Annotated in this window: 17 protein-coding genes; 10 read left to right on the top strand and 7 right to left on the bottom strand. The window is 39.9% G+C overall.

The window, feature by feature from the left end; translation table 11 throughout:
- Window positions 1-9: 9 nt before the first annotated feature.
- Both AACV00_RS03990 and AACV00_RS03995 read right to left on the bottom strand, forming a co-directional pair.
- Entirely contained in the window at window positions 10-954 is a 945-nt protein-coding gene (locus tag AACV00_RS03990) for a tripartite tricarboxylate transporter substrate binding protein (RefSeq protein WP_004242895.1), read from the bottom strand.
- Window positions 954-2198: a PfkB family carbohydrate kinase gene (locus AACV00_RS03995; protein WP_004242894.1), complete on the bottom strand. Its 1245-nt coding sequence runs from the start codon at window positions 2196-2198 to the stop codon at window positions 954-956. The genes AACV00_RS03990 and AACV00_RS03995 overlap by 1 nt, the downstream gene beginning before the upstream one ends.
- Before the next feature lie 793 nt (window positions 2199-2991).
- On the opposite strand from AACV00_RS03995, the gene dmsA reads away from it, so the two are divergent.
- The 4 genes from dmsA (at window position 2992) to dmsD (ending at window position 7681) form a co-directional block, all read left to right on the top strand.
- Window positions 2992-5439: a dimethylsulfoxide reductase subunit A gene (gene dmsA, locus AACV00_RS04000; RefSeq protein WP_143475438.1), complete on the top strand. Its 2448-nt coding sequence runs from the start codon at window positions 2992-2994 to the stop codon at window positions 5437-5439.
- A gap of 11 nt (window positions 5440-5450) precedes the next feature.
- Window positions 5451-6068, top strand: a complete 618-nt coding sequence (locus AACV00_RS04005) for a DMSO/selenate family reductase complex B subunit (RefSeq protein WP_004242892.1) — start codon at window positions 5451-5453, stop codon at window positions 6066-6068.
- A gap of 1 nt (window position 6069) precedes the next feature.
- A complete protein-coding gene (locus AACV00_RS04010) occupies window positions 6070-6930 on the top strand; it encodes a DmsC/YnfH family molybdoenzyme membrane anchor subunit (protein ID WP_004242891.1) in 861 nt (286 codons plus the stop codon).
- Window positions 6931-7069: 139 nt separating this feature from the next.
- The gene (gene dmsD / locus AACV00_RS04015; protein ID WP_004242890.1) at window positions 7070-7681 is read left to right on the top strand and encodes a Tat proofreading chaperone DmsD; all 612 of its coding nucleotides are present in this window, start codon (window positions 7070-7072) and stop codon (window positions 7679-7681) included.
- A gap of 52 nt (window positions 7682-7733) precedes the next feature.
- On the opposite strand, the gene AACV00_RS04020 is transcribed toward dmsD, so the two are convergent.
- Both AACV00_RS04020 and AACV00_RS04025 read right to left on the bottom strand, forming a co-directional pair.
- Window positions 7734-8195 (bottom strand): nucleoside deaminase, encoded by a 462-nt coding sequence (locus AACV00_RS04020; RefSeq protein WP_004242888.1) that lies wholly within the window; start codon window positions 8193-8195, stop codon window positions 7734-7736.
- Window positions 8195-8881, bottom strand: a complete 687-nt coding sequence (locus tag AACV00_RS04025; RefSeq protein ID WP_004242887.1) for an ankyrin repeat domain-containing protein — start codon at window positions 8879-8881, stop codon at window positions 8195-8197. Before AACV00_RS04025 ends, AACV00_RS04020 begins: the two co-directional genes overlap by 1 nt.
- Before the next feature lie 335 nt (window positions 8882-9216).
- Between AACV00_RS04025 and kdpA the strand changes: the two genes are divergently transcribed.
- From kdpA to kdpE, 5 genes are read left to right on the top strand one after another with little or no spacing between them, the layout of a single operon-like run.
- The gene (kdpA, locus tag AACV00_RS04030) at window positions 9217-10917 is read left to right on the top strand and encodes a potassium-transporting ATPase subunit KdpA (protein WP_088207217.1); all 1701 of its coding nucleotides are present in this window, start codon (window positions 9217-9219) and stop codon (window positions 10915-10917) included.
- An 11-nt stretch (window positions 10918-10928) separates the two neighbouring features.
- Window positions 10929-12986 (top strand): potassium-transporting ATPase subunit KdpB, encoded by a 2058-nt coding sequence (gene kdpB, locus AACV00_RS04035; RefSeq protein WP_161679985.1) that lies wholly within the window; start codon window positions 10929-10931, stop codon window positions 12984-12986.
- A 10-nt stretch (window positions 12987-12996) separates the two neighbouring features.
- A complete protein-coding gene (gene kdpC / locus AACV00_RS04040) occupies window positions 12997-13590 on the top strand; it encodes a potassium-transporting ATPase subunit KdpC (RefSeq protein ID WP_004248042.1) in 594 nt (197 codons plus the stop codon).
- Between the two features lie 4 nt (window positions 13591-13594).
- Window positions 13595-16297: a two-component system sensor histidine kinase KdpD gene (gene kdpD / locus AACV00_RS04045; protein WP_036971957.1), complete on the top strand. Its 2703-nt coding sequence runs from the start codon at window positions 13595-13597 to the stop codon at window positions 16295-16297.
- Window positions 16294-16977 (top strand): two-component system response regulator KdpE, encoded by a 684-nt coding sequence (kdpE, locus tag AACV00_RS04050; protein WP_004242882.1) that lies wholly within the window; start codon window positions 16294-16296, stop codon window positions 16975-16977. Before kdpD ends, kdpE begins: the two co-directional genes overlap by 4 nt.
- Before the next feature lie 27 nt (window positions 16978-17004).
- On the opposite strand, the gene AACV00_RS04055 is transcribed toward kdpE, so the two are convergent.
- From AACV00_RS04055 to AACV00_RS04065, 3 genes are read right to left on the bottom strand one after another with little or no spacing between them, the layout of a single operon-like run.
- A complete protein-coding gene (locus tag AACV00_RS04055; protein ID WP_004242881.1) occupies window positions 17005-18132 on the bottom strand; it encodes an ABC transporter permease in 1128 nt (375 codons plus the stop codon).
- Entirely contained in the window at window positions 18133-20901 is a 2769-nt protein-coding gene (gene rbbA, locus AACV00_RS04060; protein WP_080591811.1) for a ribosome-associated ATPase/putative transporter RbbA, read from the bottom strand.
- Complete coding sequence (locus tag AACV00_RS04065) at window positions 20898-21971, bottom strand: HlyD family secretion protein (protein WP_004242877.1); 1074 nt, start codon at window positions 21969-21971, stop codon at window positions 20898-20900. The genes rbbA and AACV00_RS04065 overlap by 4 nt, the downstream gene beginning before the upstream one ends.
- A 713-nt stretch (window positions 21972-22684) precedes the next feature.
- Here AACV00_RS04065 and AACV00_RS04070 point away from each other — a divergent pair.
- Window positions 22685-23722 carry an isoaspartyl peptidase/L-asparaginase family protein gene (locus tag AACV00_RS04070; protein WP_004242876.1) on the top strand — a complete coding sequence of 346 codons (1038 nt, stop codon included), beginning with the start codon at window positions 22685-22687 and terminating at the stop codon, window positions 23720-23722.
- The last annotated feature ends 298 nt before the right edge of the window (window positions 23723-24020 follow it).

A 24020-nucleotide genomic window follows, 5' to 3' on the forward strand; every position in this document is an offset into this window, starting at 1 on the left:
TTTCCTCAGTTATTTTTTTATAATTTCGCCAAACTTTTTATCTTCATTGGCCATAAATTGTGTCGCATCATCACCATACAATTCAATGACTTCAAATCCTTGTTTATTAGCAAATTCAGCTAATTCACCTGAAGCATAAACTTTCTTCATTGCTGCGGTAAGCTTATCTTGTGCTTCTTTATCAAGTCCTTTAGGGGCAACTAACATATTCCATGCTTGTAAATCCCAATCATAACCTGTTGCTTCTTTAAAGAGAGGAACATCAGGATAAAATGCCGATTTTTCATTAGACATAATGGCCATATGTTTGACTAATCCGGCTTTGACCATACTGTCAGCCTCACCTAATGAAGACGTTACAATATCAACGCCCCCTGAAGCTAACTCTTGTAATGCCGCACTGGCTCCTTGGGAAGGAATAAAGCGGATTGCGTTATCAGGTAAACCTGCTGCACGTAACATACCAATATTATTAAGATGCCAGATAGAGTTTAATCCACTCCCTGACGCTTTTAATTTCCCTGGGTTGGCTTTGGCATAATCAATAATTTCTTGTGCATTATTAAAAGGCGATGATTTTGCAACTTGTAATCCACCGTAGATTACCGCTAAACGTGTGATCGGGGTATAATCTTGATAGGTTAAATTAGTCATCCCCTGATGATGCATCATCGCAATTTCAACCGTGGCAATACCTAATGTGTAACCATCTGGCTTGGCATTTTTAATAGCATCATGTCCAACAACGCCACTTCCTCCGGTCTTATTAACGACATTAACCGTCACACCTAATTCTTCTTGTAATCCTTTTGCTGCTAAACGAGCAACGGTATCGGTATTGCCACCAGCAGCCCAAGGAACAATAATCGTAATAGGTTTTTCAGGCCATTGTGCAAAAGCAGGAACAGTAAAAACAGAACTGCATAGGGTCAGAGCTAAGAGAGTTTTTTTCATTATATGCACCTTTTCTCATTGCAGATTACTTGTGGTCGAATATCTTCAATTCTTAATTTAAGACGGGCTTGTACTTGTGATAGTGAAGGCATTGAAGTCACCCCTTTTTGTTCTATAAATGCAGACAAGAAAGCGCTAGCAAATAAAACACTTTCTGGCATTGTGCCTCCTGCGGCTATTTTTGAGGCAAATGCACCATTAAAAGCATCTGTTGCTGCCATCGTATCAACACGTAGAGAAGGTAGTGGCGGAATATGAAAAGTATTCCTCCCATCAAAATACACCACGCCTAATTCATCTATGTAGATAATCACTTTTTTCTTTTCGTTACCGGCAATAATCTCTACTGCTTGCTTGGCATCATTAATCGTATTAATTTCAATACCTGACCAATCTGAAGCTTGGTAAGCGTTTAACGTAATAAAATCCACATATAAATAAAGTTGTTTTAAATCATCACTATACGGAGCGACATTAAGTATGACGGTTTTATTAATAGAATGAGCAAAAGAAGCGGCTTTCACATTAGCATCAATATTAATTTCCCCTTGCAGTAATAGCACGTCAGCTTCACTAATATAAGGCAGTGAGATATCAACCTCTTGCAGGGTAAAAGTGTTATTTGCGCCTAAATAGGTAGCCGTAATATTATTTTGGGTTTTATCTGCTAAATAGCTAATTGAGCTACCTGTCGGCTCTATTTCTGTTTGAAAAATAGTAAATGAATCAATACCGCTCTCTTGCAAATATTTATAAGCGTACTTACTAAAATGATCTTCGCCGACTTTGGTAATTAAATGCACTTTTGCATCAGAAAAACTGGCAGAAATGGCTTGATTCGTCCCTTTTCCACCCGGACCTATTGAGTTTCCTTTTGAATTTACCAATTCCCCTACACGAGGAAATGCATCAACATTAGCAATAATGTCCACCACAAAAGAGCCTAATACACACACTTTACCTTCTGGTGTTTTCTTTTTATGTTCTTTGACGATCAATAAATCGTGTAGTAAACATGAGATATCAAAACTATCACTAAATTTACTGATCTTTTTTATTTCTTGTTTCCCTAGTATGGCGCCACCATGACAACGTTTGATCAACCCTTCATTTTCGAGGTATTTCAAATCACTGCGGATCGTTTCTAATGTGACGTTGAATCTTTCCGCTAGCTGAGCCACTTTAACTTTTTTCTGTTCCCTAATAATGCTATAGATTTCCTGTCGTCTTTCTTCTGAAAACATATAAAGTGCCTCCGTATCATTAATACGAGAATAAGGATATCCAGCCGATGATTTTGCGATAACATTCAAAACAAAAAACCAAAAACGGAAGCAAAACCAAATCCGAACAACTTAGATCACATTTTTTTAACAGTAATTCAATTGTGATAGCTGGAAAATGAGAGATGAAACGAATCTTTATCTGATGAGGAGTTTGTTAACCGTAAGAAAAATCAGTCTATTATAAGTACATTGATTTTCAATGTTCTATTTTAGAACCAGTTGATTTTGTAAATACCATGTTAACTGACGACTTATTTGTTTTATTACATAAGAGATTATTGATACGCAGTTCAAGCTACCCGACATTTTTTAATGTTTACTCGATATCAAATGACACTTGTTAAATAACAATAATAAAAAATACACAGATGTAATCATTGATAAAAATAATGAGTTAATGATTCTGTATATTACACATTATAAATTGGACGCTATTGGGCTATTTTAGTTATTTAGTTTATTTTTTCTTATTAATCGATATGTATTAAATTATACATCAATATTAATCAATTGATTAACTTTAAATAATACATAGGGTTAAGAAAACGGCGACAATTGATAACCTTCGTAATAAATCATGTTTCTTTGATGTAAAGCAACTACCACTTTTTATAAGTAAGTAATATCCACATTAACAGTTGGGTTTTATTATCTTACGTTAGCGTGCTTATTTATTAACAAAAATGATAACAATAATTTCTATATAAGCTCTTTATTTTTCTTCTTAAAAATATAATTAAGTGAGTAATGTATGAAAAACATCAAAGAGATGGCGTTACTTTCCACCCCCCTATCTCGCCGACGCTTTGTCAAAGTGGGAGCCGCTGGTGGATTAGTTGCAACGGCGGGTGGATTATCTCTCCCCTTTAGCCAAGCCATGGCTTCGGAGCAAACAGCGCCGACATCTTCTACCAATAAAGAAAAAGTCGTCTGGAGTGCATGTACCGTCAATTGCGGTAGTCGTTGTCCATTGCGTATGCATGTCGTTGATGGCGAAATTAAGTACGTTGAAACAGACAATACCGGCAATGACGTTTACGACGAGTTCCATCAAGTACGAGCTTGCTTACGTGGTCGCTCTATGCGTCGGCGTGTTTATAATCCAGATCGCTTACGTTATCCCATGAAACGCGTAGGTAAACGTGGTGAAGGTAAATTTGAACGTATCTCTTGGGATGAAGCCTTTGATACTATTTCCGACACCATGAAACGCCTGATAAAAGATTATGGCAATGAATCTATTTATCTAAATTACGGTACAGGCACCCTCGGTGGCACCATGACAAAATCTTGGCCACCAGGAGCAACCCTTATTGCCCGTTTAATGAATTGCTGTGGTGGTTATCTCAACCATTATGGCGATTATAGTACTGCGCAGATCGCTGCAGGCTTAAATTACACCTACGGGGGATGGGCTGATGGCAATAGTCCTTCAGACATCGAAAATACTAAATTGGTTGTTATGTTTGGTAATAATCCCGGCGAAACACGTATGAGTGGCGGTGGTGTAACTTATTATGTTGAGCAAGCTCGTGAAAAATCAGATGCTCGCATGATAATTATTGATCCTCGCTATACTGATACGGGTGCAGGTCGTGAGGATGAGTGGATCCCCATTCGTCCAGGTACTGATGCAGCCTTAGTTAATGCGTTAGCTTATGTCATGATCAAAGAAGATTTAGTCGATAAACCCTTCTTAGATAAATACTGCGTAGGTTACGACGAAACTACGATGCCAGAAGGGGCACCTAAAAACGCCCACTATAAAGCCTATATTTTAGGTGATGGCGCAGATGGTCAACCCAAAACCCCAGAATGGGCAGCACAAATTACCGGTATTCCCGCGGCACGTATTGTCAAATTAGCCCGTGAAATCGCTGGTGCTAAGCCGGCTTATATTACTCAAGGTTGGGGCCCACAACGCCGTTCAAATGGCGAATTAGCCTCTCGCGCTATTGCAATGCTCGCTATCTTAACAGGTAATGTGGGAATAAACGGGGGTAATACTGGTGCCCGTGAAGGCTCTTACAGCATTCCTTTTGTCCGTATGCCAACCTTAACTAACCCTGTCACGACCAGTATTTCTATGTTTATGTGGACAGATGCCATTTTACGTGGCCCTGAAATGACCGCTACACGTGATGGCGTGCGAGGTAAAGATAAACTGGATGTACCTATTAAAATGGTATGGAACTATGCGGGGAACTGCTTAGTTAACCAACATTCAGAAATAAACCGTACTCATGAAATCCTACAAGATGATAAAAAATGCGAAATGATTGTGGTTATCGATAATCATATGACCGCATCGGCAAAATATGCAGATATCTTACTGCCAGATTGCACGGCATCAGAGCAAATGGATTTCTGTATGGATGCTTCTGCGGGGAATATGGCTTACGTGATTTTCGCTGACCAAGCGATTAAGCCACGTTTTGAAAGTCGCAATATCTATGAGATGACCAGCGAAATTGCTAAACGTATGGGGGTGGGTGAGAAATTTACCGAAAATCGTACCCAAGAAGAGTGGCTACGCCATCTTTATGAGCAATCTCGTCAAAATTTACCAGAACTACCTACCTTTGAAGAATTTCGGGCACAAGGTATCTTTAAAAAACGTGATCCACAAGGCCATCATGTGGCTTACCGTGAATTCCGCGCTGATCCACTCAACAATCCACTGACAACGCCGTCAGGAAAAATTGAAATTTATTCTTCGCAATTAGCTGAAATTAAAGCGACATGGGAATTAGCGGCAGACGATGTGATTGATCCACTGCCAATCTACTCCGCAGGTTTTGAAAGCTATGGCGACCCTGCTATGGATAAATACCCATTACAAATGACGGGTTTTCACTATAAAGCTCGTACCCACTCAACTTATGGCAACGTAGATGTATTAAAAGCGGCTTGTCCACAAGAAATTTGGATAAACCCTGTTGATGCTACAAAACGTGGTATCAAACATGGCGATTTAGTTCGTATTTATAACGATCGCGGTGAAGTACGTATCAACGCTAAAGTGACACCACGTATTTTGCCGGGCGTTGTGGGATTAAGTGAAGGGGCTTGGTATAACCCAGACAGTAACCGTATTGATCATGCAGGTTGCATTAACGTGTTAACGACCCAACGCCCTTCACCACTTGCTAAGGGTAATCCTTCTCACAGTAATCTTGTTGAAGTCGTCAAGGCGTAAGGAGTCTGGTTATGTCAACGCAATATGGTTTTTATATCGATTCAAGTCGTTGCACCGGCTGCAAAACCTGCGAACTCGCGTGCAAGGATTTTAAAAATTTATCCCCTGAGGTCAATTTCCGCCGTATTTATGAATATGCCGGTGGTGATTGGACCGAGCAAGATGGTGTGTATACGCAAAACGTTTTTGCTTACTACTTATCTATTTCATGTAACCACTGTGACGATCCGGCTTGCGTAAAAGTCTGTCCAAGTGGCGCCATGCACAAACGCGAAGATGGTTTTGTGGTGGTGAATGAAGAAGTGTGTATAGGCTGTCGTTATTGCCATATGGCATGTCCTTATGGTGCACCGCAGTTTGATGAAGTCAAAGGCCACATGACCAAATGTGATGGTTGTTATGAGCGTGTTGCTGAAGGCAAAAAGCCAATTTGTGTCGGATCTTGCCCATTGCGTGCATTAGATATGGCACCGATTGAAGAGTTACGCGCTAAATATGGTGATCTTGCTGAAATAGCCCCTCTTCCATCTGCGAAATACACTAAACCGAATATTGTACTTAAATTAAATGCCAATAGCCGACCTGTAGGTGACACCACCGGGCATCTGGCTAACCCAGAGGAGGTTTAAGATGGGCATGGGATTACATGAATGGCCACTGATGTTCTTTACCGTTATTGGTCAAAGTGTGGCTGGCGCCTTTATTATTATGGGTTGCGCCATTCTTTCAGGCAAACTGCCTGAAGCGTTAAATCGCAAAGTGCATTACAGCATGTTTGGTTTGTGGTTATTAATGGGGATTGGTTTTTTACTCTCCATGATCCACATGGGAACCCCAATGCGTGCCTTTAACTCTTTTATCCGTTTTGGTCATTCATCGTTAAGTAATGAAATTGCCAGTGGTGCCACATTCTTTGCTTTAGGTGGCTTATATTGGCTAATTAGTGTGTTAAATAAAATGCCTGCTGCATTAGGTAAATTGTGGCTAGTGGTTGTCATGATCCTTGCGGTGCTATTTATCACGGCTATTTCGCGAGTTTATCAAATTGATACTGTACCTACTTGGTATAATGGCTATACCACAGTTAACTTCGTACTAACCGCATTTATTGGCGGCCCTATTTTAGCGGCACTGTTAATGCGTATTGCCGGTTTTAACTTAAATTGTATTAGTGCATTACCGCTATTAAGTGTCATCGCCATTATTATCAGTGCTATTGTGGCTACCTCTCAAGGCTTTGAATTGGGTTCAATTCAAACCTCCGTACAAAAAGCGGTTGATTTAGTTCCTGATTACGGTTTTTTAATGGGCATTAAATTGATTGCCCTAACATTAGGGTTAGCTTGTTGGATAGCACCGTTATTACGCAAAAATAATCCTTCTGTTTCTTTAATGGTGTTAGGTTTTATTTTGGTGTTTGTTGGTGAATTTATTGGTCGTGGCGTATTCTATGGCTTACATATGACAGTAGGAATGGCTGTTGTAGGTTAATCAACCTATTTATCCTTAAAAACCGCCGTAATGGCGGTTTTCTTTTACTGTGTTACCCTTTTTTAATCTTAGTCATTATGTTTATATAGGGAATAACCTATTATAGATAATATACATTTCAGCGGATAATAAAAATATTATGGAACAACAAGTTATTACAGATATTTCTCTCTCTGCCCGTATTATTGGGGCTGCTTTCTATTACCCACCAACTGAAAAAAGTGACATTGTTGAGTTACTCTCAAGCGGCAAATGGTTAACTGAATGGCCTTATGGCTCTGAAGAAGAAAAACAACGCATTGCCTCATTATTGGCGCAAACTACCTATCAAGATGAAACATTAGCACAAGCCTATCAACGTTTATTTATTGGGCCTTATGCGCTACCTGCACCACCTTGGGGATCGGTGTATCTTGATCATGAGAATGTCTTATTTGGTGATTCAACCTTAGATTTACGTGAATGGATGCTGGAGAATGGTATTGATATTGCCTTGACTCAAAATGAACCTGAAGATCACTTTGGTTTAATGGTGATGATGGTGGCATGGGTTGCAGAAACACGCCCTGAAAAATTAACTGAACTACTTGCTGAACATTTATTACCTTGGGCTTATCGCTATCTAGAGAAATTGTCATTACAAGGGGCATTCCCTTATTATGAAGGTCTTGCCATGTTAGCAACGTTAACGCTTAAAAGCTGGCAATCCCTACTCTCGATTACTCCTGTTGAAAAACAGCTATTTTGCTAATCGACTGATTTGATCAAAAGAAGAACAGCCCTAATTGGGCTGTTATTTTTAGTTAAGATTGTTGAGACCACAGCTGATAAAGTGCCGGTTGTTTTTCGTCTTCAGGTTTTATTTGCACAAATTGCAACCCTTCTTGTTGCTCCGGAGCGACTCTTAATGCCTTAGCAATATTGGCTGTCGATAATCCATAAGGCTGGGCATCATCATTAGAGTAAGCATAAAATATTTGTGAGATCCCCGCCATACGCATAGCCGCCAAACACATTGGACAAGGTTGACCACTGGCATAAACCACACAATCATCCAATTTTGCTCGTCCTAACACTTTTCCGGCTTCTCGTAATGCTAATAATTCTGCATGTGCAGTTGGATCATTTGTCGCTGTAATTTGATTAACAGCATGAGCAATCACTTGGCCATTTTTCACGATCACCGCGCCAAAGGGACGCCCACCAACTTTCACATTCTCTGTGGCAAGCGAAATGGCTTGCTGTATAAATTGCTTATCTGACATTATTTTGCCCCTGCTTGTTGAAGAATATTGATGATATTGGTATAGCCTTTATCTTTCGCTAAGGTTAATGGTGTACGTCCAGATCCATCAGCCAAATTAACATCCGCCCCACCATCGATCAGCAACGTCACGATATCTGCATATTTTTGACTTCCATCACCTAAAATAATGGCTTCAATTAACGCAGTCCAACCAAGGCGATTAACATGATTGACATCCACACCGGCATCAATCAAGGTTTTTACTGTGGCAACATGGCCGCGCTCCGCCGCAGGAATCAATGCCGTACCACCATAACGGTTGATGCTATTCAGATCTGCGCCATGAGCTAAGGTTAAAGCTAAAATTTCCTGCAATCCTCTCGCTCCAGCATAAAGATAAGGTGAATCATAGATAGCATCGCGGGCATTGACGTTAGCCCCTTGTTCAATCAGGTATTTTGCCACCTCAATTTGATTCGCATGAGTAGCCGCCATTAGCGGTGTACGCAATTTGATATCTCGTTGTTCAATATTCTCTCCTTGCGCTATCTGGCGCTTTAATTCTGGCAAGTTTCCCTCTTGTGCCAGTGTTACTAGATCTGCTTTATCAGAATTTGCCATTGCTTTTACCATAAAGATAGATGAAACCATTAATAGGCCTAAGAAGTAGAAAAACCACTTGGTCTTTAAATAGATAGCATTCATTCAATCTCTCCTCGTGAAGGGGTATTTTCAGCCTGCTTAATCAGCAGATTATTCGACTATTTATTACATCTAACAAAGGGATGGCATTATTTCAACCCATTGAGGAATAAAATATTCCACCATTAAGCCTTGATTTAGGTTTGGTCAGCATTTTTATACTTTTTTTACATCCGCCATAGCGCTTTTATCAACATCTTTACACCTCTTTCAGTAGCTTTACTCAATCTAAATCACAAAAGGATAGTTCAAATGTTGATATTCGGTGCTGTGGCATTAGTGATTGTGCTCACTGCTTATCTTATTTATGTGTTGTTTCATGCAGAGGCATTTTAAAAATGGCAACAACAACGTTGATCTATATTGCCGTTTTTCTCACCGTCTTACTGATTATGGGAAAAGTGATTGGCAATTATCTTGCTCGTCTCATAGAAGGTGATTTACCTCGTTGGGTAACAAAAACAGAACAGGTTATTTGGCGTAGCTGTGGTTTTAAACCTGCCGGCAAAGCAATTCAGCCTATGAGTTGGTATCACTATATGTTCGCCCTGTTAATTTTTAACTCAATGGGAGCATTTTTATTATTGGTAATTTTACTTAATCAAGGTTATTTACCTTTAAATCCACAGTTTGCACCTAATATGAGTTGGGATTTAGCATTAAATACCACCATTAGTTTTATTACTAATACCAATTGGCAGGCCTATAGCGGTGAAACAGCCGTCAGCTATTTAAGCCAAATGATGGGGCTTACAGTACAAAATTTCTTATCAGCAACAACGGGGATCGCTGTTGCCTTTGTATTGATCAGAGCATTAACACAATCTTCTTGCCATTCCATTGGTAATGCTTGGGTAGATATTGGTCGTATTACCCTATATCTGTTACTACCTTTAGCCATTATTTGGTCACTGTTATTTGTTAGCCAAGGCGTGATCCAAAATTTCCATCCCGCGCTATTAAGCCAAGGACTTGAAAATCAGCAATGGTTACCAATGGGCCCCGTTGCTTCTCAAGAGGCAATTAAACTGTTAGGAACCAATGGAGGAGGCTATTTTGCAGCAAACTCTGCTCATCCTTATGAAAACCCAACCTCTTTCAGTAACTTTTTGCAAATACTTGCCATATTCCTGTTACCTACCGCGCTATGCTTCGCCTTTGGCCGACTGAGTGGTACACAACGGCAAGGCTATACCTTACTTTGGGTAATGACATTGATTTTTATTGTTGCGGTTAGCGTAATTGTTTGGGCTGAATGGCGAGGTAACCCACAATTTACTTTAATGGGTGCGGATAGTTCATTAAATATGGAAGGTAAAGAGAGTCGTTTTGGTTTAATAGGCAGTGCGTTATTTGTTGCCGTCACTACAGCCGCTTCTTGTGGTGCAGTAAATGCCATGCATGATTCATTAACTGCATTAGGAGGTATGGTTCCTATGTGGTTAATGCAAACTGGAGAAGTCATCTTCGGCGGTGTTGGTTCTGGTTTTTATGGCATGATCTTGTATGTTTTGTTAGCTGTTTTTATCGCTGGATTAATGGTGGGTCGAGCACCTGAATATCTCGGCAAAAAAATTGGTGTAGCAGAAATGAAATGGGTTGCTGTCGCTATTTTAATATCACCAGCAATCACCTTATTAGGTACAACACTTGCCCTCTTTAGCGAAGTAGGTCGCGAAGCGATTTTAAATCCTGGTCCTCATGGTTTTAGTGAAGTTTTATACGCTTTTACTTCAGCTGCCAATAACAATGGCAGTGCTTTCGCCGGACTGAATGCTAATTCTGTTTTTTATAATCTGTTATTAGGTATCACTATGCTTGTCGGACGTTTTGGTGTCATGTTGCCTGTCTTAGCTATCGCCGGTAGTTTGGCAATAAAAAAACGCCAAGCTGAAAGTTTAGCCACATTGTCCACTACTTCACCGCTATTTATTTTTCTATTGTTCCTCACAGTAATAATGATTGGTGCACTCACCTTTGTTCCGGCATTAGCACTAGGCCCTATTGCTGAGCATTTACAGTTGTTATGGGCTAAATAAGGACACTCATCATGAAAAAAACACCTCTTTTTAATAGAAAAACAATGATGTCGGCTTTCTTGGATGCTATCAAAAAATGCACCCCTCAAGCGCAATGGCATAATCCGGTGATGTTTATTGTTTATGTTGGTGCACTACTCACTACGGGTATTTGGTTTGCCGTTTTACTGGGGTATCTACCACCAGATAATCATTTTACTTTTCAAGTCATGCTTTGGTTATGGATAACCCTACTATTTGCCAATTTTGCTGAATCTTTAGCAGAAAGTCGTAGTAAAGCACAGGCGGCAAGCTTACGAGGTGCGAAACAACAATCTAAAGCGGTGCGCTTACAGCATGCTGATCTTCACGCTCCCCAAGAAATCATTGATTCACTTTTATTACATAAAGGCGATATTGTTTTGGTCAATGCTGGCGAGGTAATTCCTTGTGATGGTGAAGTGATTGAAGGTGGCGCTTCTGTTGATGAAAGTGCGATCACCGGTGAATCAGCTCCCGTTATTCGTGAGTCAGGTGGCGATTTTTCTTCTGTTACTGGAGGGACTCGTGTGTTATCTGACTGGTTGATTATTCGTTGTAGTGCTGAAGCAGGTAATTCTTTCCTCGATCGTATGATTGGTATGGTGGAAGGGGCTAAACGCAGAAAAACGCCGAATGAAATTGCATTAACTATTTTATTAACGGCCCTAACGCTGATCTTTTTATTCGCTTGTACCACACTCTATCCTTTTAGTGTGTTTGCCGTGCAATTCCAAGAGCATGGTGAGGTTATTTCTGTTGTAACGTTAATCGCATTATTAGTTTGTCTGATCCCTACAACCATCGGCGGACTACTCTCTTCTATTGGTGTGGCAGGTATGAGCCGGATGTTAGACGCTAATGTGATCGCGACGAGTGGACGTGCAGTAGAAGCCGCAGGAGACGTTGATGTTTTATTACTCGATAAAACAGGGACAATTACTTTAGGTAATCGCCAAGCTTCTCGTTTTATTCCTCTATCAGGAATAACTGAAAAACAATTGGCAGATGCGGCGCAATTAAGCTCTTTAGCAGATGAAACACCTGAGGGTCGTAGCATCGTTATATTAGCCAAACAGCGCTTTAATTTACGTGAACGAGATTTAACTTCGATGGGAGCCTCTTTTGTTCCATTCTCAGCGATGACCAGAATGAGTGGCGTAAATATTGGCGAGCGTATTATACGTAAAGGCTCGGTTGATGCTATTCGTCGCCATATCGAAGTTAGTCATAGTCATTTTCCCGAAGAAGTCAACACCATAGTCGAGCAAGTCGCAAGAGCTGGTGCTACGCCATTAGTCGTCGTTGAAAATCAAAATATCCTTGGTGTAGTTGAACTTAAAGATATCGTCAAAGGGGGTATCAAAGAGCGCTTTGCTCAACTTCGCCAAATGGGCATTAAAACCGTGATGATCACCGGTGATAACCATCTTACTGCGGCGGCCATTGCTGCCGAGTCCGGTGTAGATGATTTTCTTGCGCAAGCCACTCCAGAGGCTAAACTGGCGTTGATCCGTCAATATCAATCAGAAGGTCGACTTGTCGCTATGACCGGAGATGGTACTAATGATGCGCCGGCTTTAGCGCAAGCCGATGTTGCTGTGGCCATGAATTCAGGAACGCAAGCCGCTAAAGAAGCAGGCAATATGGTTGATTTGGACTCAAATCCCACCAAATTAATTGAAGTCGTTCATATTGGTAAACAAATGCTTATGACCCGTGGCGCCCTAACCACCTTTAGTATTGCCAATGATATCGCAAAATATTTTGCCATTATTCCCGCAGCTTTTGCGGTGACATATCCGCAATTGAATATGCTCAATATTATGGGATTACACTCCCCGGCATCCGCGATGTTATCAGCCGTTATTTTTAATGCTTTGATCATCGTCTTTTTGATCCCTTTAGCGTTGAAAGGTGTGCATTATCGTCCTGTTTCTGCTCATTCATTATTACGCCGTAATCTCTCTTTATACGGAATAAGTGGGTTAATTGTTCCTTTTTTAGGCATTAAACTCATCGATATGATTTTAGCTATTATTGGGCTTTAAGGAGAATACTATGCATCTTTTTCGTTCATCTTTAGTGATGTTAGTATTACTGACACTTATCACTGGATTAGCCTATCCTTTATTTATAACCGGATTAGCTCAATTGTTTTTTCCTTGGCAAGCAAATGGTTCACTGGTTTATCAGGACGATAAACTGATTGGCTCTGAATTGATTGGACAGTCATTTAATCGAGCCGATTACTTTCAAGGTCGCCCCTCAATGACAAGTGAAATGCCTTACAATAGTATGGCTTCCGGCGCTAGCCAACTTGCTACATCAAATCCACTCTTAAGCGAGAAAGTGGCTGCAGGTGTTCGTTTATGGCAAAAAAGGGTTGATAATCATCAAGTCGTTCCTGTTGATTTAGTGACCGCTTCCGCCAGTGGGCTTGATCCTCATATTTCATTGGCTGCCGCTTATTACCAAGCACCGCATATTGCGTTATTACGTCAATTCACAATAAATGAAATAAAACAATTAATTACAGAAAATACGACATCGCCATTAATACCATTTTTAGGTGAACCTGTGGTGAATGTCTTTAAACTCAATCAGGCACTTGATAGATTGAGTGCAGAAAAAAACAATAAAGTGAGCGGGTAATAAAATGGAACAAGCTCCGCAGTGGCAACGCCCTTCTCCTGATGATTTGCTGGCATTAACGCGAGCACCCCATCGAGGACGATTAAAGATCTTTTTTGGTGCCTGTGCCGGCGTAGGTAAAACCTACGCCATGTTACAAGAAGCTCAACGTTTACATCAGCAAGGTATTGATGTCTTAGCTGGGGTTGTAGAAACCCATCAGCGCCAAGAAACGGCACAACAACTTGAGGGATTACCGTTATTACCGCCATTAAAATTACATTATCGTGGTAGAAAGCTCTCTGCCTTTAATTTAGATGGGGCCTTAGCAAGACATCCTGCGGTGATCTTAATGGATGAATTGGCTTTTAGTAATCCACATAAATGTCGCCATCCAAAACGTTGGCAAGATGTTGAAGAGTTACTTGATGCGGGCATCGATGTTTTAACCACCATTAATGTACAACATATTGAAAGTCTTAATGATATTGTTGGTAGTATTACTGGCATTCGCGTTCAAGAGACGATTCCTGATTATATCTTTGATAATGCCGATGAAGTAGTTATGGTCGACTTACCACCAGACGACCTACAACAGCGCTTAAATGAAGGCAAAGTTTATCTGGCAGGACAAGCAGAGCGTGCAATAGAGCATTTTTTTCGTAAAGGTAATTTGATTGCATTACGAGAGCTTGCCCTAAGACGGATGGCAGATCGCGTTGATTCCCAAGTAAAAGAATTCCGTGATAGCCAAGGTGGTACGCCTGTTTGGCATACTACTGATAGTTTAATGGTTTGTCTTGGTGCTCATGGAAGAAATGATAAATTAGTGCGTACTGCTGCTCGTTATGCTGCTGCTTTTGGTTGCCAATGGCATGCTATTTATGTTGAAACACCAAAGCTACATCAGATAGGTGAGCATAAACGCCGTGCTATTTTACATTCCCTCAAGTTAGCACAACACCTAGGGGCAAGAACGGCGATCCTTTCTGATAATCAAGCGGAAAAAGCGGTGATCCGCTATGCCAGAGAGCATAATTTAGGCAAGGTGATTATCGGTCAACGCCCCTATCAAAAGTGGCAATGGTTAAAACGTTGGGTTCGCATGCGTTTCGCAGAAAGGTTAGCGCGTTATGCACCTGACTTACATGTTATCAGTGTCGCTTTAAATGAAGAAGAGCCGCGTTATAAAACAAAAACATTTGTGCCACAAAATGATAAATGGCGCCAAAATCTTAAAGGCTATCTAACAGCTATTGGTTTATGTCTAGCTATTACGCTTTTTTCACGTACTTTTTTGTTAGCGTTAGATAAGGCAAATTTAGTTACTCTTTATTTATTAGGCGTTGTTCTTATCGCGCTATTTTTTGGTCGTCGCCCTTCTATTTTTGCTGCTTTAATCAATGTGATAAGCTTTGATTTGTTCTTTGTGCAACCGCATTTTTCACTGGCTGTATTAGATATGCAGTATTTAGTGACTTTTTCCGTAATGCTCATTGTTGGGTTAGTGGTGGGTAATTTAACTGCGGGAATGCGTTATCAAACCCGGGTTGCTCGTTATAGAGAACAACGCACTCGTCATTTATTTGAAATGACCCGAGAGCTGAGTCGGGCACTGACTTTACAAGAAGTGGTACGTACTAGTTATCATTTTTTATCAAGTGCTTTTGATGCCAAAGTTTGTTTATTAATGCCTAATCATCATGGTGAATTAATGCCATACAATGCTGAAGGTATGGGACAACTTCCCATTGATAGTGGTATTGCCCGTTGGTGTTGGGATAAAGATCAAATCGCAGGTGCAGGAACGGATACCCTACCTAGTGTCCCTTATCAGTTGCACCCTATTAGCGCATCTCAACAAGTATTAGCGATTTTAGCGATTGAGCCAAATAATCTACGCCAAGTACTTATTCCTGAACAACAGCAACTCCTACAGACATTTAATGGCCTAATTGCCAATGCTCTTGAACGGTTACAACAGGCGGAAATGGCCGAACAATCTCGTATTAATATAGAACGAGAACAATTAAGAAATGCGCTCTTAGCCGCCCTTTCTCATGATCTAAAAACACCACTTACCGTCCTGTTTGGCCAGTCTGAAATTCTTCTTCTAGACTTAAGTGCTGAAGGCTCTGCTCATACTGAACAAGTCAGTCAGATCCGCCAACAAATTTTGACGACCTCCCGCTTAGTCAACAATTTGCTGGATATGGCACGTATTCAATCAGGTGGGATCCAAGTCAACTTGCAGTGGAATTTACTGCAAGAAATTGCTGGAAGTGCAATACGTTCACTCTCTTATTTACTTGATAAACACCCATTACAAATTGATATTCCAGCTGATTTATTACTCTATTGCGATAGTCTGTTAATTGAGCGCGTGTTAACTAATTTGTTAGAAAATGCAGTCAAATATACCGCATCACAAACTAAATTAGGCATAAAAGCTACGGTTGAAGAGGATCAAATTCATGTTGAAGTTTGGGATGAAGGCGCAGGTATTCCCACTGAACAATTGCAGCTTATTTTTAATAAATTTTCACGTGCAGTAAAAGAGTCCGCCATTCCGGGGGTTGGGCTGGGGCTTGCTATTTGCAGTGCTATTATCCACTTACATGAAGGTAAAATTTGGGCTGAAAATAATAAAAAAGGTGGAGCCAGTTTTCACTTTGTTTTACCTTTAAAATCACTACCGAATATTGATGAGATTGAAATAAAACAGTGACGCCATATAACATATTGATTGTTGAAGATGAAAAAGAGATCTTACGATTCGTTCGCCTTGCATTAGAGAACGAAGGTTTTCGTGTTTATGACGCCTCAGAATGTCAACGAGGATTAATAGAAGCAGCATCAAGAAAACCTGATTTAGTCATTCTTGATCTGGGATTACCTGATAAAGATGGGCTTTGCTTTATTCAAGATTTCCGTCAATGGAGTAGCACGCCGATTATTGTGTTATCCGCCAGAGATTCTGAACAAGATAAAGTTGATGCTTTAGACGCTGGAGCTGATGATTATTTAACTAAACCCTTCGGTATGAGTGAATTACTAGCTCGGGTTCGTGCTTCATTACGTCGCTTTGTCAAACAAGAAACAGAAACGACTCAATTTACATTTGGTGATATCACTATTGATTGGGTTAAAAGAATAGTCACTCGCCAAGGCGTACCCATTCACTTTACTCCGACCGAGTTTCGTCTACTCAGTGAACTTGTCAACAATAGTGGAAAAGTATTAACTCAACGTCATTTAATGCAGCATGTTTGGGGGCCTAACTTTGTAGAGCATAGCCATTATTTGCGAATTTATATGGGGCATCTACGTCAGAAAATAGAAACCGATCCCACCTGTCCAGTGCACTTAATTACTGAAACGGGGATCGGTTATCGTTTTATGCCTTAAGTCTCTTTTTTCGGTTTATCAGAACGACTAAGCCATTGCAGATATCGTTTTTCTAAAACGTAACAGTGCCAATGCAAAAAATACTGAGCCAATAATAATTAAAACGATAAATTGAGGCCAAACAATCGAGAAATCTGCGCCTCTATATAATATCGCTTGTGCAAGGCTGACAAAATGTGTGGTTGGCATAGTTTGCATCACATCTTGTACAAACTGAGGCATACTCTCTCTTGAGGTCATCCCTCCAGACAACATATTTAATGGCAACAATACCATAATCATCAATAAACCAAATTGTGGCATTGAGCGCGCCATAGTGCCTAAGAAAATACCAATGGATGTCGTTGCAAATAAACTTAACGCGACCCCACACATAAATAACAAAACAGAGCCTTCGATCGGCACATGTAGCAGTGATTTAACCACTAGCACTAAAGACATGGCCGACGCTAACAATACAACCAATCCCATTGACCATATTTTAGACAGCATGATCTCAAATGGTGTGACAGGCATAACTAATAAATGCTCAATAGTGCCATGCTCTCGCTCTCGTATTAGTGCCGCCCCGGTTAATACAATAGATAGCATGGTAATGTTATTGATTATCGCCATAACTGAGCCAAACCAAGATTGTGTTAAGTTTGGGTTAAAGCTCATTCTAACTTCTAAATCCACAGGCAGTGGATCGTTAGTGCGCTCTTTAGCAAGAAAAGTTTTCGCTTCTCCCATAACGATATTTTGAATATAGCTATTTCCTAAGAAAGCTTGGCTCATCCGTGTTGCATCAATATTGACTTGAATTTCTGGCTTACGTCCTGCGAGTAGATCGCGTTGAAAATTAGGCGGAATATCTAACGCAAAAGTATAAGTTCCTCTATCTAATAAACCATCAATCTGCTCGGGTGTAATATCTGCAGGGGGTAAAAAGTAAGGCATATAAAAGCTATTGACAATACGGGCCGAAAGTTGAGATTTATCCTGATCAGCCACCGCTATCGGCGCATGGTGTAATGAGCCTGGTGTTACAGTAGCCGATGAGTATATTGATACGGTAAAGGCAAACACAATTAATGCCAGCATCGCCTTATCACGGGATAAACTTCGTAACTCTTTTATTCCTAAATTAAAAATATTTTGTACGGTATGCCACATTTAAGCCTCCTGCTTTTTCAAGAAAAAGACACTCAGCCCAATCACAATGGGGATCGTGATAAGTAACGGAATAAAAGACCAAGGCAAATCAAATAAGTTAAGTCCTTTTGAAAACGTTCCTCGAGTGATAGTAAGAAAGTGAGAAGTCGGATAAATATGCCCTATCCATTTACCAATACCTTCTAAGGATGATACTGGGTCAATCATGCCGGAAAATTGTGTAGCAGGAATTAAGGTAATAATTGAAGTACCAAAAATAGCCGCAATCTGACTTTTCATAAAACAAGAAATCAGTAATCCCATTCCCGTAGCAATAGTGATATAAAGCAACGCCCCTAATGAGAGTGTCAACATGCTTCCTTTAAAACTGACACCAAAAACAAATACCGAAAGCGCACAGAGCATAAAAAAGTTAAACATTCCCAATAAAATATAGGGGATCTGTTTGCCTAATAAAAACTCGGCTTTAGTGACTGGAGTAACGTATAAATTAATAATAGAGCCTAGCTCTTTTTCACGTACCACACTCAAGGCGCTTAACATCGCGGGGATCATCATCAACAACAACGGAATAACCGCAGGTACTATGGCGGGTAAACTTTTTACATCAGGGTTATAGCGATAACGGGTTTCGATATCAATGGGGGAAAATTGATCAACCATATTGGTAGGTTGACGCATGGCCATATCTAACATCCAAGTTAGATGCATTGCCTGAATATATCCACGGACAGTTTCTGCACGATTTGGCATCGCGCCATCAATCCAAACCCCTATTTTTACTTTATGTCCTTTAGCAACATCTCGAGCAAAATTAGGCGGAATTTCAATCGCAACAGTAATATCACCACTGCGGAGACGACGCTCAAGTTGGTTATAATCGGTAATCGGCGCTTTTTCAATAAAATAGCGAGAGCCTGATAGGTTTTGACTATAAGCCTGACTTAGCCCTGTTTGATCTCTATCCATAATGGCAAAGCGTAGGTTTTCAACATCCATACTGATGCCGTAACCCATAATAAACATCAATATTACCGTGCCTAGTAATGCTAAGGTAAGGCGTACTGGGTCACGGCGTAATTCCATCCCTTCACGAATGCTATAACTAAATAAACGGCGTAAACTAAATCGTTGTTTTAACGCTTTTTCCGCACTTTCTTCACTAGAGGCGGGCAATTGTAGCTGTTTATCTTCAATATCGGGCGCTTCTGTTTCACCGGATGCTTTTTTCAAATAATCAATAAATACTTCTTCTAGTGTATCAAATTGACTATTTTTCACTAAATTAGCCGGAGTATCTGTCACTAGCACTTTTCCGGCATGCATCAGAGACATTCTGTCACAGCGCGCCGCTTCATTCATAAAGTGGGTAGAGATAAAGATAGTGACACCGTCACGTCTTGAGAGATCAACCATCAGCTTCCAGAACATATCTCGAGCGATAGGGTCAACCCCAGAGGTGGGTTCATCAAGGATCAGCATTTCTGGTTTGTGGATCACTGCCACCGCTAACGATAAGCGTTGTCGAATACCTAAAGGTAAACCATCAGGCATCATATCTTCCACATCGGTCAAATTAAAACGCTCACTCATTTCTTTGATACGTTGAGGAATATCCTGTTCTGGGATATGAAAGAGTTTGGCATGTAGCTCTAAATTTTGTCGAACCGTTAATTCGCTATACAGTGAGAATGCTTGCGACATATAACCAACACGTTTACGGGTTTCGATATCTTTTGGATCAACCTCTTGCCCAAATAACCAAGCGCGCCCTTCACTTGCCTCAAGTAAACCTGTAAGCATTTTCATGGTGGTGGATTTACCACAACCATTCGAGCCTAGAAAACCAAAAATTTCGCCTTTAGGAATACGAAAACTGACATGATCAACAGCAACAAACTGACCAAAGCGCATTGTTAACTCTTTGGCCTCAATGGCGATAATATCGTCATCACTTTTATCCCGTGGAGGAATAATCACTTTTTGATGGTTTTTACGTTTTTCTTCCGGTAAAAGCTCAATAAAAGCAGCTTCTAATTCATCTGTCGCCGTTTGCGCCTTTAATTCTTCCGCATGACCAGTGGCTAAAACCTTACCTGCATCCATTGCAACCAGCCAATCAAAGCGTTCAGCCTCTTCCATATAAGCCGTTGCAACCAATACGCTCATATTGGTTTGACGTTTACGAATACGATTAATTAACTCCCAAAATTGCGCCCGTGATAATGGGTCAACCCCTGTGGTGGGTTCATCAAGGATCAGCAATTGTGGATCATGAATTAATGCACAGCAAAGCCCCAGTTTTTGCTTCATACCACCAGATAGTTTACCCGCAGGTCTATCCTTAAAAGGCGCTAACCCAGTACTTTCAAGTAAATCATTGATGCGCTCTTCTCGCTCTTGTTTTGATTGACCAAATAAGCGACCAAAGAAATCGACGTTTTCAAAAACAGAAAGTGTGTGATAAAGATTTTTACCTAACCCTTGCGGCATATAGGCAATTTTTGGGCAAACAGCTCGCCGGTGATTAACATCATTCATATCACCATTAAGTACTATCACTTGCCCTTGCTGAATTTCTCTGGCTCCTGAAATAAGAGAAATTAAACTCGATTTTCCGACACCATCCGGGCCTATTAAGCCGACCATTTTTCCGGCAGGAATAGTCAATGTCACATCATCAAGTGCTTTGGTATCACCATAATGTTGGGATACATGAGTCAATTCAATGATATGAGAATGACTTTGCGTTCTCATTAGTTGACTCATTGTGGTAATTTCACCTCTAAATCAGTCGGCCAAGGTTGGCTATTATCTAAGCGAATATAGGCACGTCCCGGTAAACCTGTTTTGACATATTCAAGGTGTTTCTCTAGTAACTCAGGGGAGATCCTCGCTCTTACACGAAACATTAGCTTCAAACGTTCATTGTCAGTTTCAACCGTTTTAGGGGTAAACTGTGCAACACTGGCAACATAAGTCGTTTTCGCAGGGATCACAATATGTGGGGCTGCGTCCAAAATAATATGGACATCACTGCCTAAGGCTGCTTTGCCAGCGGCTTCAGTTGGCAAAAAGAATGTCATATACACATCACTAAGGTCGACCATATTTAACACTCGACCGCCAGCGCCTAGCACTTCACCGGGTTCCGCAACACGATATTGTACACGGCCATTACGAGGAGCTTTTAAGATACTATCATCCAACTCAGCCATAATACGTCGTTCGGTAGCTGTTGCTGCATCAACTTTAGTTTTTGCTTGAATAATTCCAGACTTTGCCGAATCAATTGCCGCAATAGTTGCAGTCACTTGTGCTTTTGCAGCTTCAACAGCAGCACGAGCCCCTTCGGTTCTTGCTATATCATCATCCAGTTGTTGAATGGAAATTGCTTTTGTTTTAACTAATGCTCGGGAGCGATTAAGGCGTTTTACTGATGCGTCAAGCTCTGCAATACGCTGACGAACAACCGCCTGCGCTGCAACTTGCTCACTTTGACGTTGAGAAAGTGCCGACTCTGCCGTCATAACGCTACTTTTGGCTTGCTCTAGTTGGGCTTGAACTTCATGAAGTTGCTCTTTTAAGGTACGAGTATCCATTGTTGCCAACACTTCACCCGCTTTAACAAAATCCCCCTCTTTGACCAAAATAGTGTCAATTCTTCCTGGTGTTTTGGTTGAAATATCAATTTCAGTAGCTTCAATTCTCCCATTACTTTGAGCAAACCCATCAGGGAGTGCTGGTGCTTGTGTTTTCCACCAAAAAATACCTGCTGCAATAATTGCAACAATAATAATGCCGTAAACAAAAAAACGATTCGTTTTTTGATTTTTCATATAAATTATTTAACCTTCCTTTTGCCATAAATAACCCAATTTTTTGTGATTTACTGTGTGTAAGAAAATAGTTAAATAACAATTTTTAATTTTATTTCATCTACTTTAAAAATAGTCCATTTATATATATAAAGCGAATTAAAATAAAATAAAAAAAGAGAAAAACAAAAGTTAACCATATGAATTATAAAATATAATAAGAATATGATAGTGTGTTGTGTGAATTTAATGTAGTACTTTTATCACATAATACACTATCAAAATTTGATTATTCGAGATAACACACAAAATGTATAAAATTTAGCATCCATTAGCTTCATTAAAATCAAAATATAATAATAACACTTGGTTACGATAATTGATCGAAGTCACATATTTAATGTTGATGAAGTTAGTTATTTTTTGATTTTGCTATAAATTTAACAACGTTAAAAATAAATAATAACCAACATACTTTTATTTTAATATTTTATTTGCAAGATTTAATTTTAAATTAATTGCATAAAACTCCTTAAATATAACAGTTTGATTATTATAGCATTAATTTAAATTAAAATTATTTGTTATTTTTGCCTGTCATCAGACCACTTATTAGGTAAAGTTTTTATATAGTGATTATTGCAGTTAATAATTATATATCAAATAACAATATACAATTAAAGTAATAACTTCCCTGCAAATACACAACTCAATCCGATTAAGAGAAGGTTTATATGAAAAACATTAACTATAAGCTCGCTACACTTACCCTTTGTACTCTTTTTGCCTCTTCTGCGTTAGCTAATAATACACAAGCCCCTATCCGCCTCGTTATTCATGGTGGTGCAGGTACAATAACTAAAGATACCATCACCCCAGAACAAGAAAAAGAATATAAAGCCAAACTGACCGAAGCATTAAATGCTGGATATGCTGTTTTAAATAGCGGAGGCACCAGTATTGAAGCTGTACAAAAATCGATTAATGTTATGGAAGACTCTCCTCTTTTTAATGCAGGTAAAGGTGCTGTTTTTACTCACGATGGTAGAAACGAACTTGATGCTTCTATTATGGATGGTAAAACGCGCAAAGCGGGTGCTGTTGCTGGTGTTACCACAGTAAAAAATCCGATTAATGCCGCTATTGCGGTAATGGAAAAAAGTCCACATGTTATGATGGTTTCTCAAGGGGCTGATCTTTTTGCCAAAGAGCAAGGGTTAACCATCGTTGATCCGAGTTATTTCCGTACTGAATATCGTTGGCAACAACTACAAAAAGCATTAGAAAAAGAACAAGTTGTATTAGATCATGATGGTAAAACTGCGGCTCTTTTTGCTGATCCGATGATGTATGATTATAAATACGGCACTGTTGGCGCTGTTGCATTAGACCAACATGGTAATTTAGCGGCGGGAACATCAACAGGTGGAATGACCAATAAACGTTATGGTCGTGTGGGCGATTCCCCTATTATCGGTGCAGGTAATTATGCGGATAATGAAACGGTTGCGGTATCGGCAACAGGATCAGGTGAAATGTTTATTAGAACGCTGACCGCATTTAATATTGCAGCCCAAGTTAAATATCAAAAACTACCACTAGAGCAAGCGGCACAAAATGCACTTGATGAAGTAAAAGCGATAAATGGAAGTGGTGGTGTTATCGTATTAGACAAATCTGGAAACTATACGATGAGCTTTAACTCTGAGGGAATGTATCGAGGCACCATTGGTAATGATGGCAAACCACTAGTCGCCATTTATAAAGATTAACCTTCATTATTTTAAAACTATGCCTTTGGTTTTTAGCGACTGTTATTAAAAATACAGATAAACCAAGGGCATAATATTAAGCCATTTCCACGATCATCCCCCTATTTTGATCTCTTTATTCCTTTCATGGGTAAAACCCACTGTTCACTTTTCACTCCAAAACCGTTTATAAAACAAACGTTATGGACTAAAAACAAACACGATCGCCTCTACTTATTAAAATGATCCTTTGAAAAAGTAGCTTTTTTCTTTTTTAGATCTGTTAGAATATTCAGCATAGTTATATTGATTTAATAAG

Source organism: Proteus sp. G3927 (assembly GCF_963894685.1).
Lineage (GTDB): Bacteria > Pseudomonadota > Gammaproteobacteria > Enterobacterales > Enterobacteriaceae > Proteus > Proteus mirabilis.

Excerpts from the sequence above, each read along its gene's own strand:
- AACV00_RS03990 (WP_004242895.1), bottom strand. The coding sequence starts at position 954 with ATGAAAAAAACTCTCTTAGCTCTGACCCTATGCAGTTCTGTTTTTACT.
- AACV00_RS03995 (WP_004242894.1), bottom strand. The coding sequence starts at position 2,198 with ATGTTTTCAGAAGAAAGACGACAGGAAATCTATAGCATTATTAGGGAA.
- dmsA (WP_143475438.1), top strand. The coding sequence starts at position 2,992 with ATGAAAAACATCAAAGAGATGGCGTTACTTTCCACCCCCCTATCTCGC.
- AACV00_RS04005 (WP_004242892.1), top strand. The coding sequence starts at position 5,451 with ATGTCAACGCAATATGGTTTTTATATCGATTCAAGTCGTTGCACCGGC.
- AACV00_RS04010 (WP_004242891.1), top strand. The coding sequence starts at position 6,070 with ATGGGCATGGGATTACATGAATGGCCACTGATGTTCTTTACCGTTATT.
- dmsD (WP_004242890.1), top strand. The coding sequence starts at position 7,070 with ATGGAACAACAAGTTATTACAGATATTTCTCTCTCTGCCCGTATTATT.
- AACV00_RS04020 (WP_004242888.1), bottom strand. The coding sequence starts at position 8,195 with ATGTCAGATAAGCAATTTATACAGCAAGCCATTTCGCTTGCCACAGAG.
- AACV00_RS04025 (WP_004242887.1), bottom strand. The coding sequence starts at position 8,881 with ATGAATGCTATCTATTTAAAGACCAAGTGGTTTTTCTACTTCTTAGGC.
- kdpA (WP_088207217.1), top strand. The coding sequence starts at position 9,217 with ATGGCAACAACAACGTTGATCTATATTGCCGTTTTTCTCACCGTCTTA.
- kdpB (WP_161679985.1), top strand. The coding sequence starts at position 10,929 with ATGAAAAAAACACCTCTTTTTAATAGAAAAACAATGATGTCGGCTTTC.
- kdpC (WP_004248042.1), top strand. The coding sequence starts at position 12,997 with ATGCATCTTTTTCGTTCATCTTTAGTGATGTTAGTATTACTGACACTT.
- kdpD (WP_036971957.1), top strand. The coding sequence starts at position 13,595 with ATGGAACAAGCTCCGCAGTGGCAACGCCCTTCTCCTGATGATTTGCTG.
- AACV00_RS04055 (WP_004242881.1), bottom strand. The coding sequence starts at position 18,132 with ATGTGGCATACCGTACAAAATATTTTTAATTTAGGAATAAAAGAGTTA.
- rbbA (WP_080591811.1), bottom strand. The coding sequence starts at position 20,901 with ATGAGTCAACTAATGAGAACGCAAAGTCATTCTCATATCATTGAATTG.
- AACV00_RS04065 (WP_004242877.1), bottom strand. The coding sequence starts at position 21,971 with ATGAAAAATCAAAAAACGAATCGTTTTTTTGTTTACGGCATTATTATT.
- AACV00_RS04070 (WP_004242876.1), top strand. The coding sequence starts at position 22,685 with ATGAAAAACATTAACTATAAGCTCGCTACACTTACCCTTTGTACTCTT.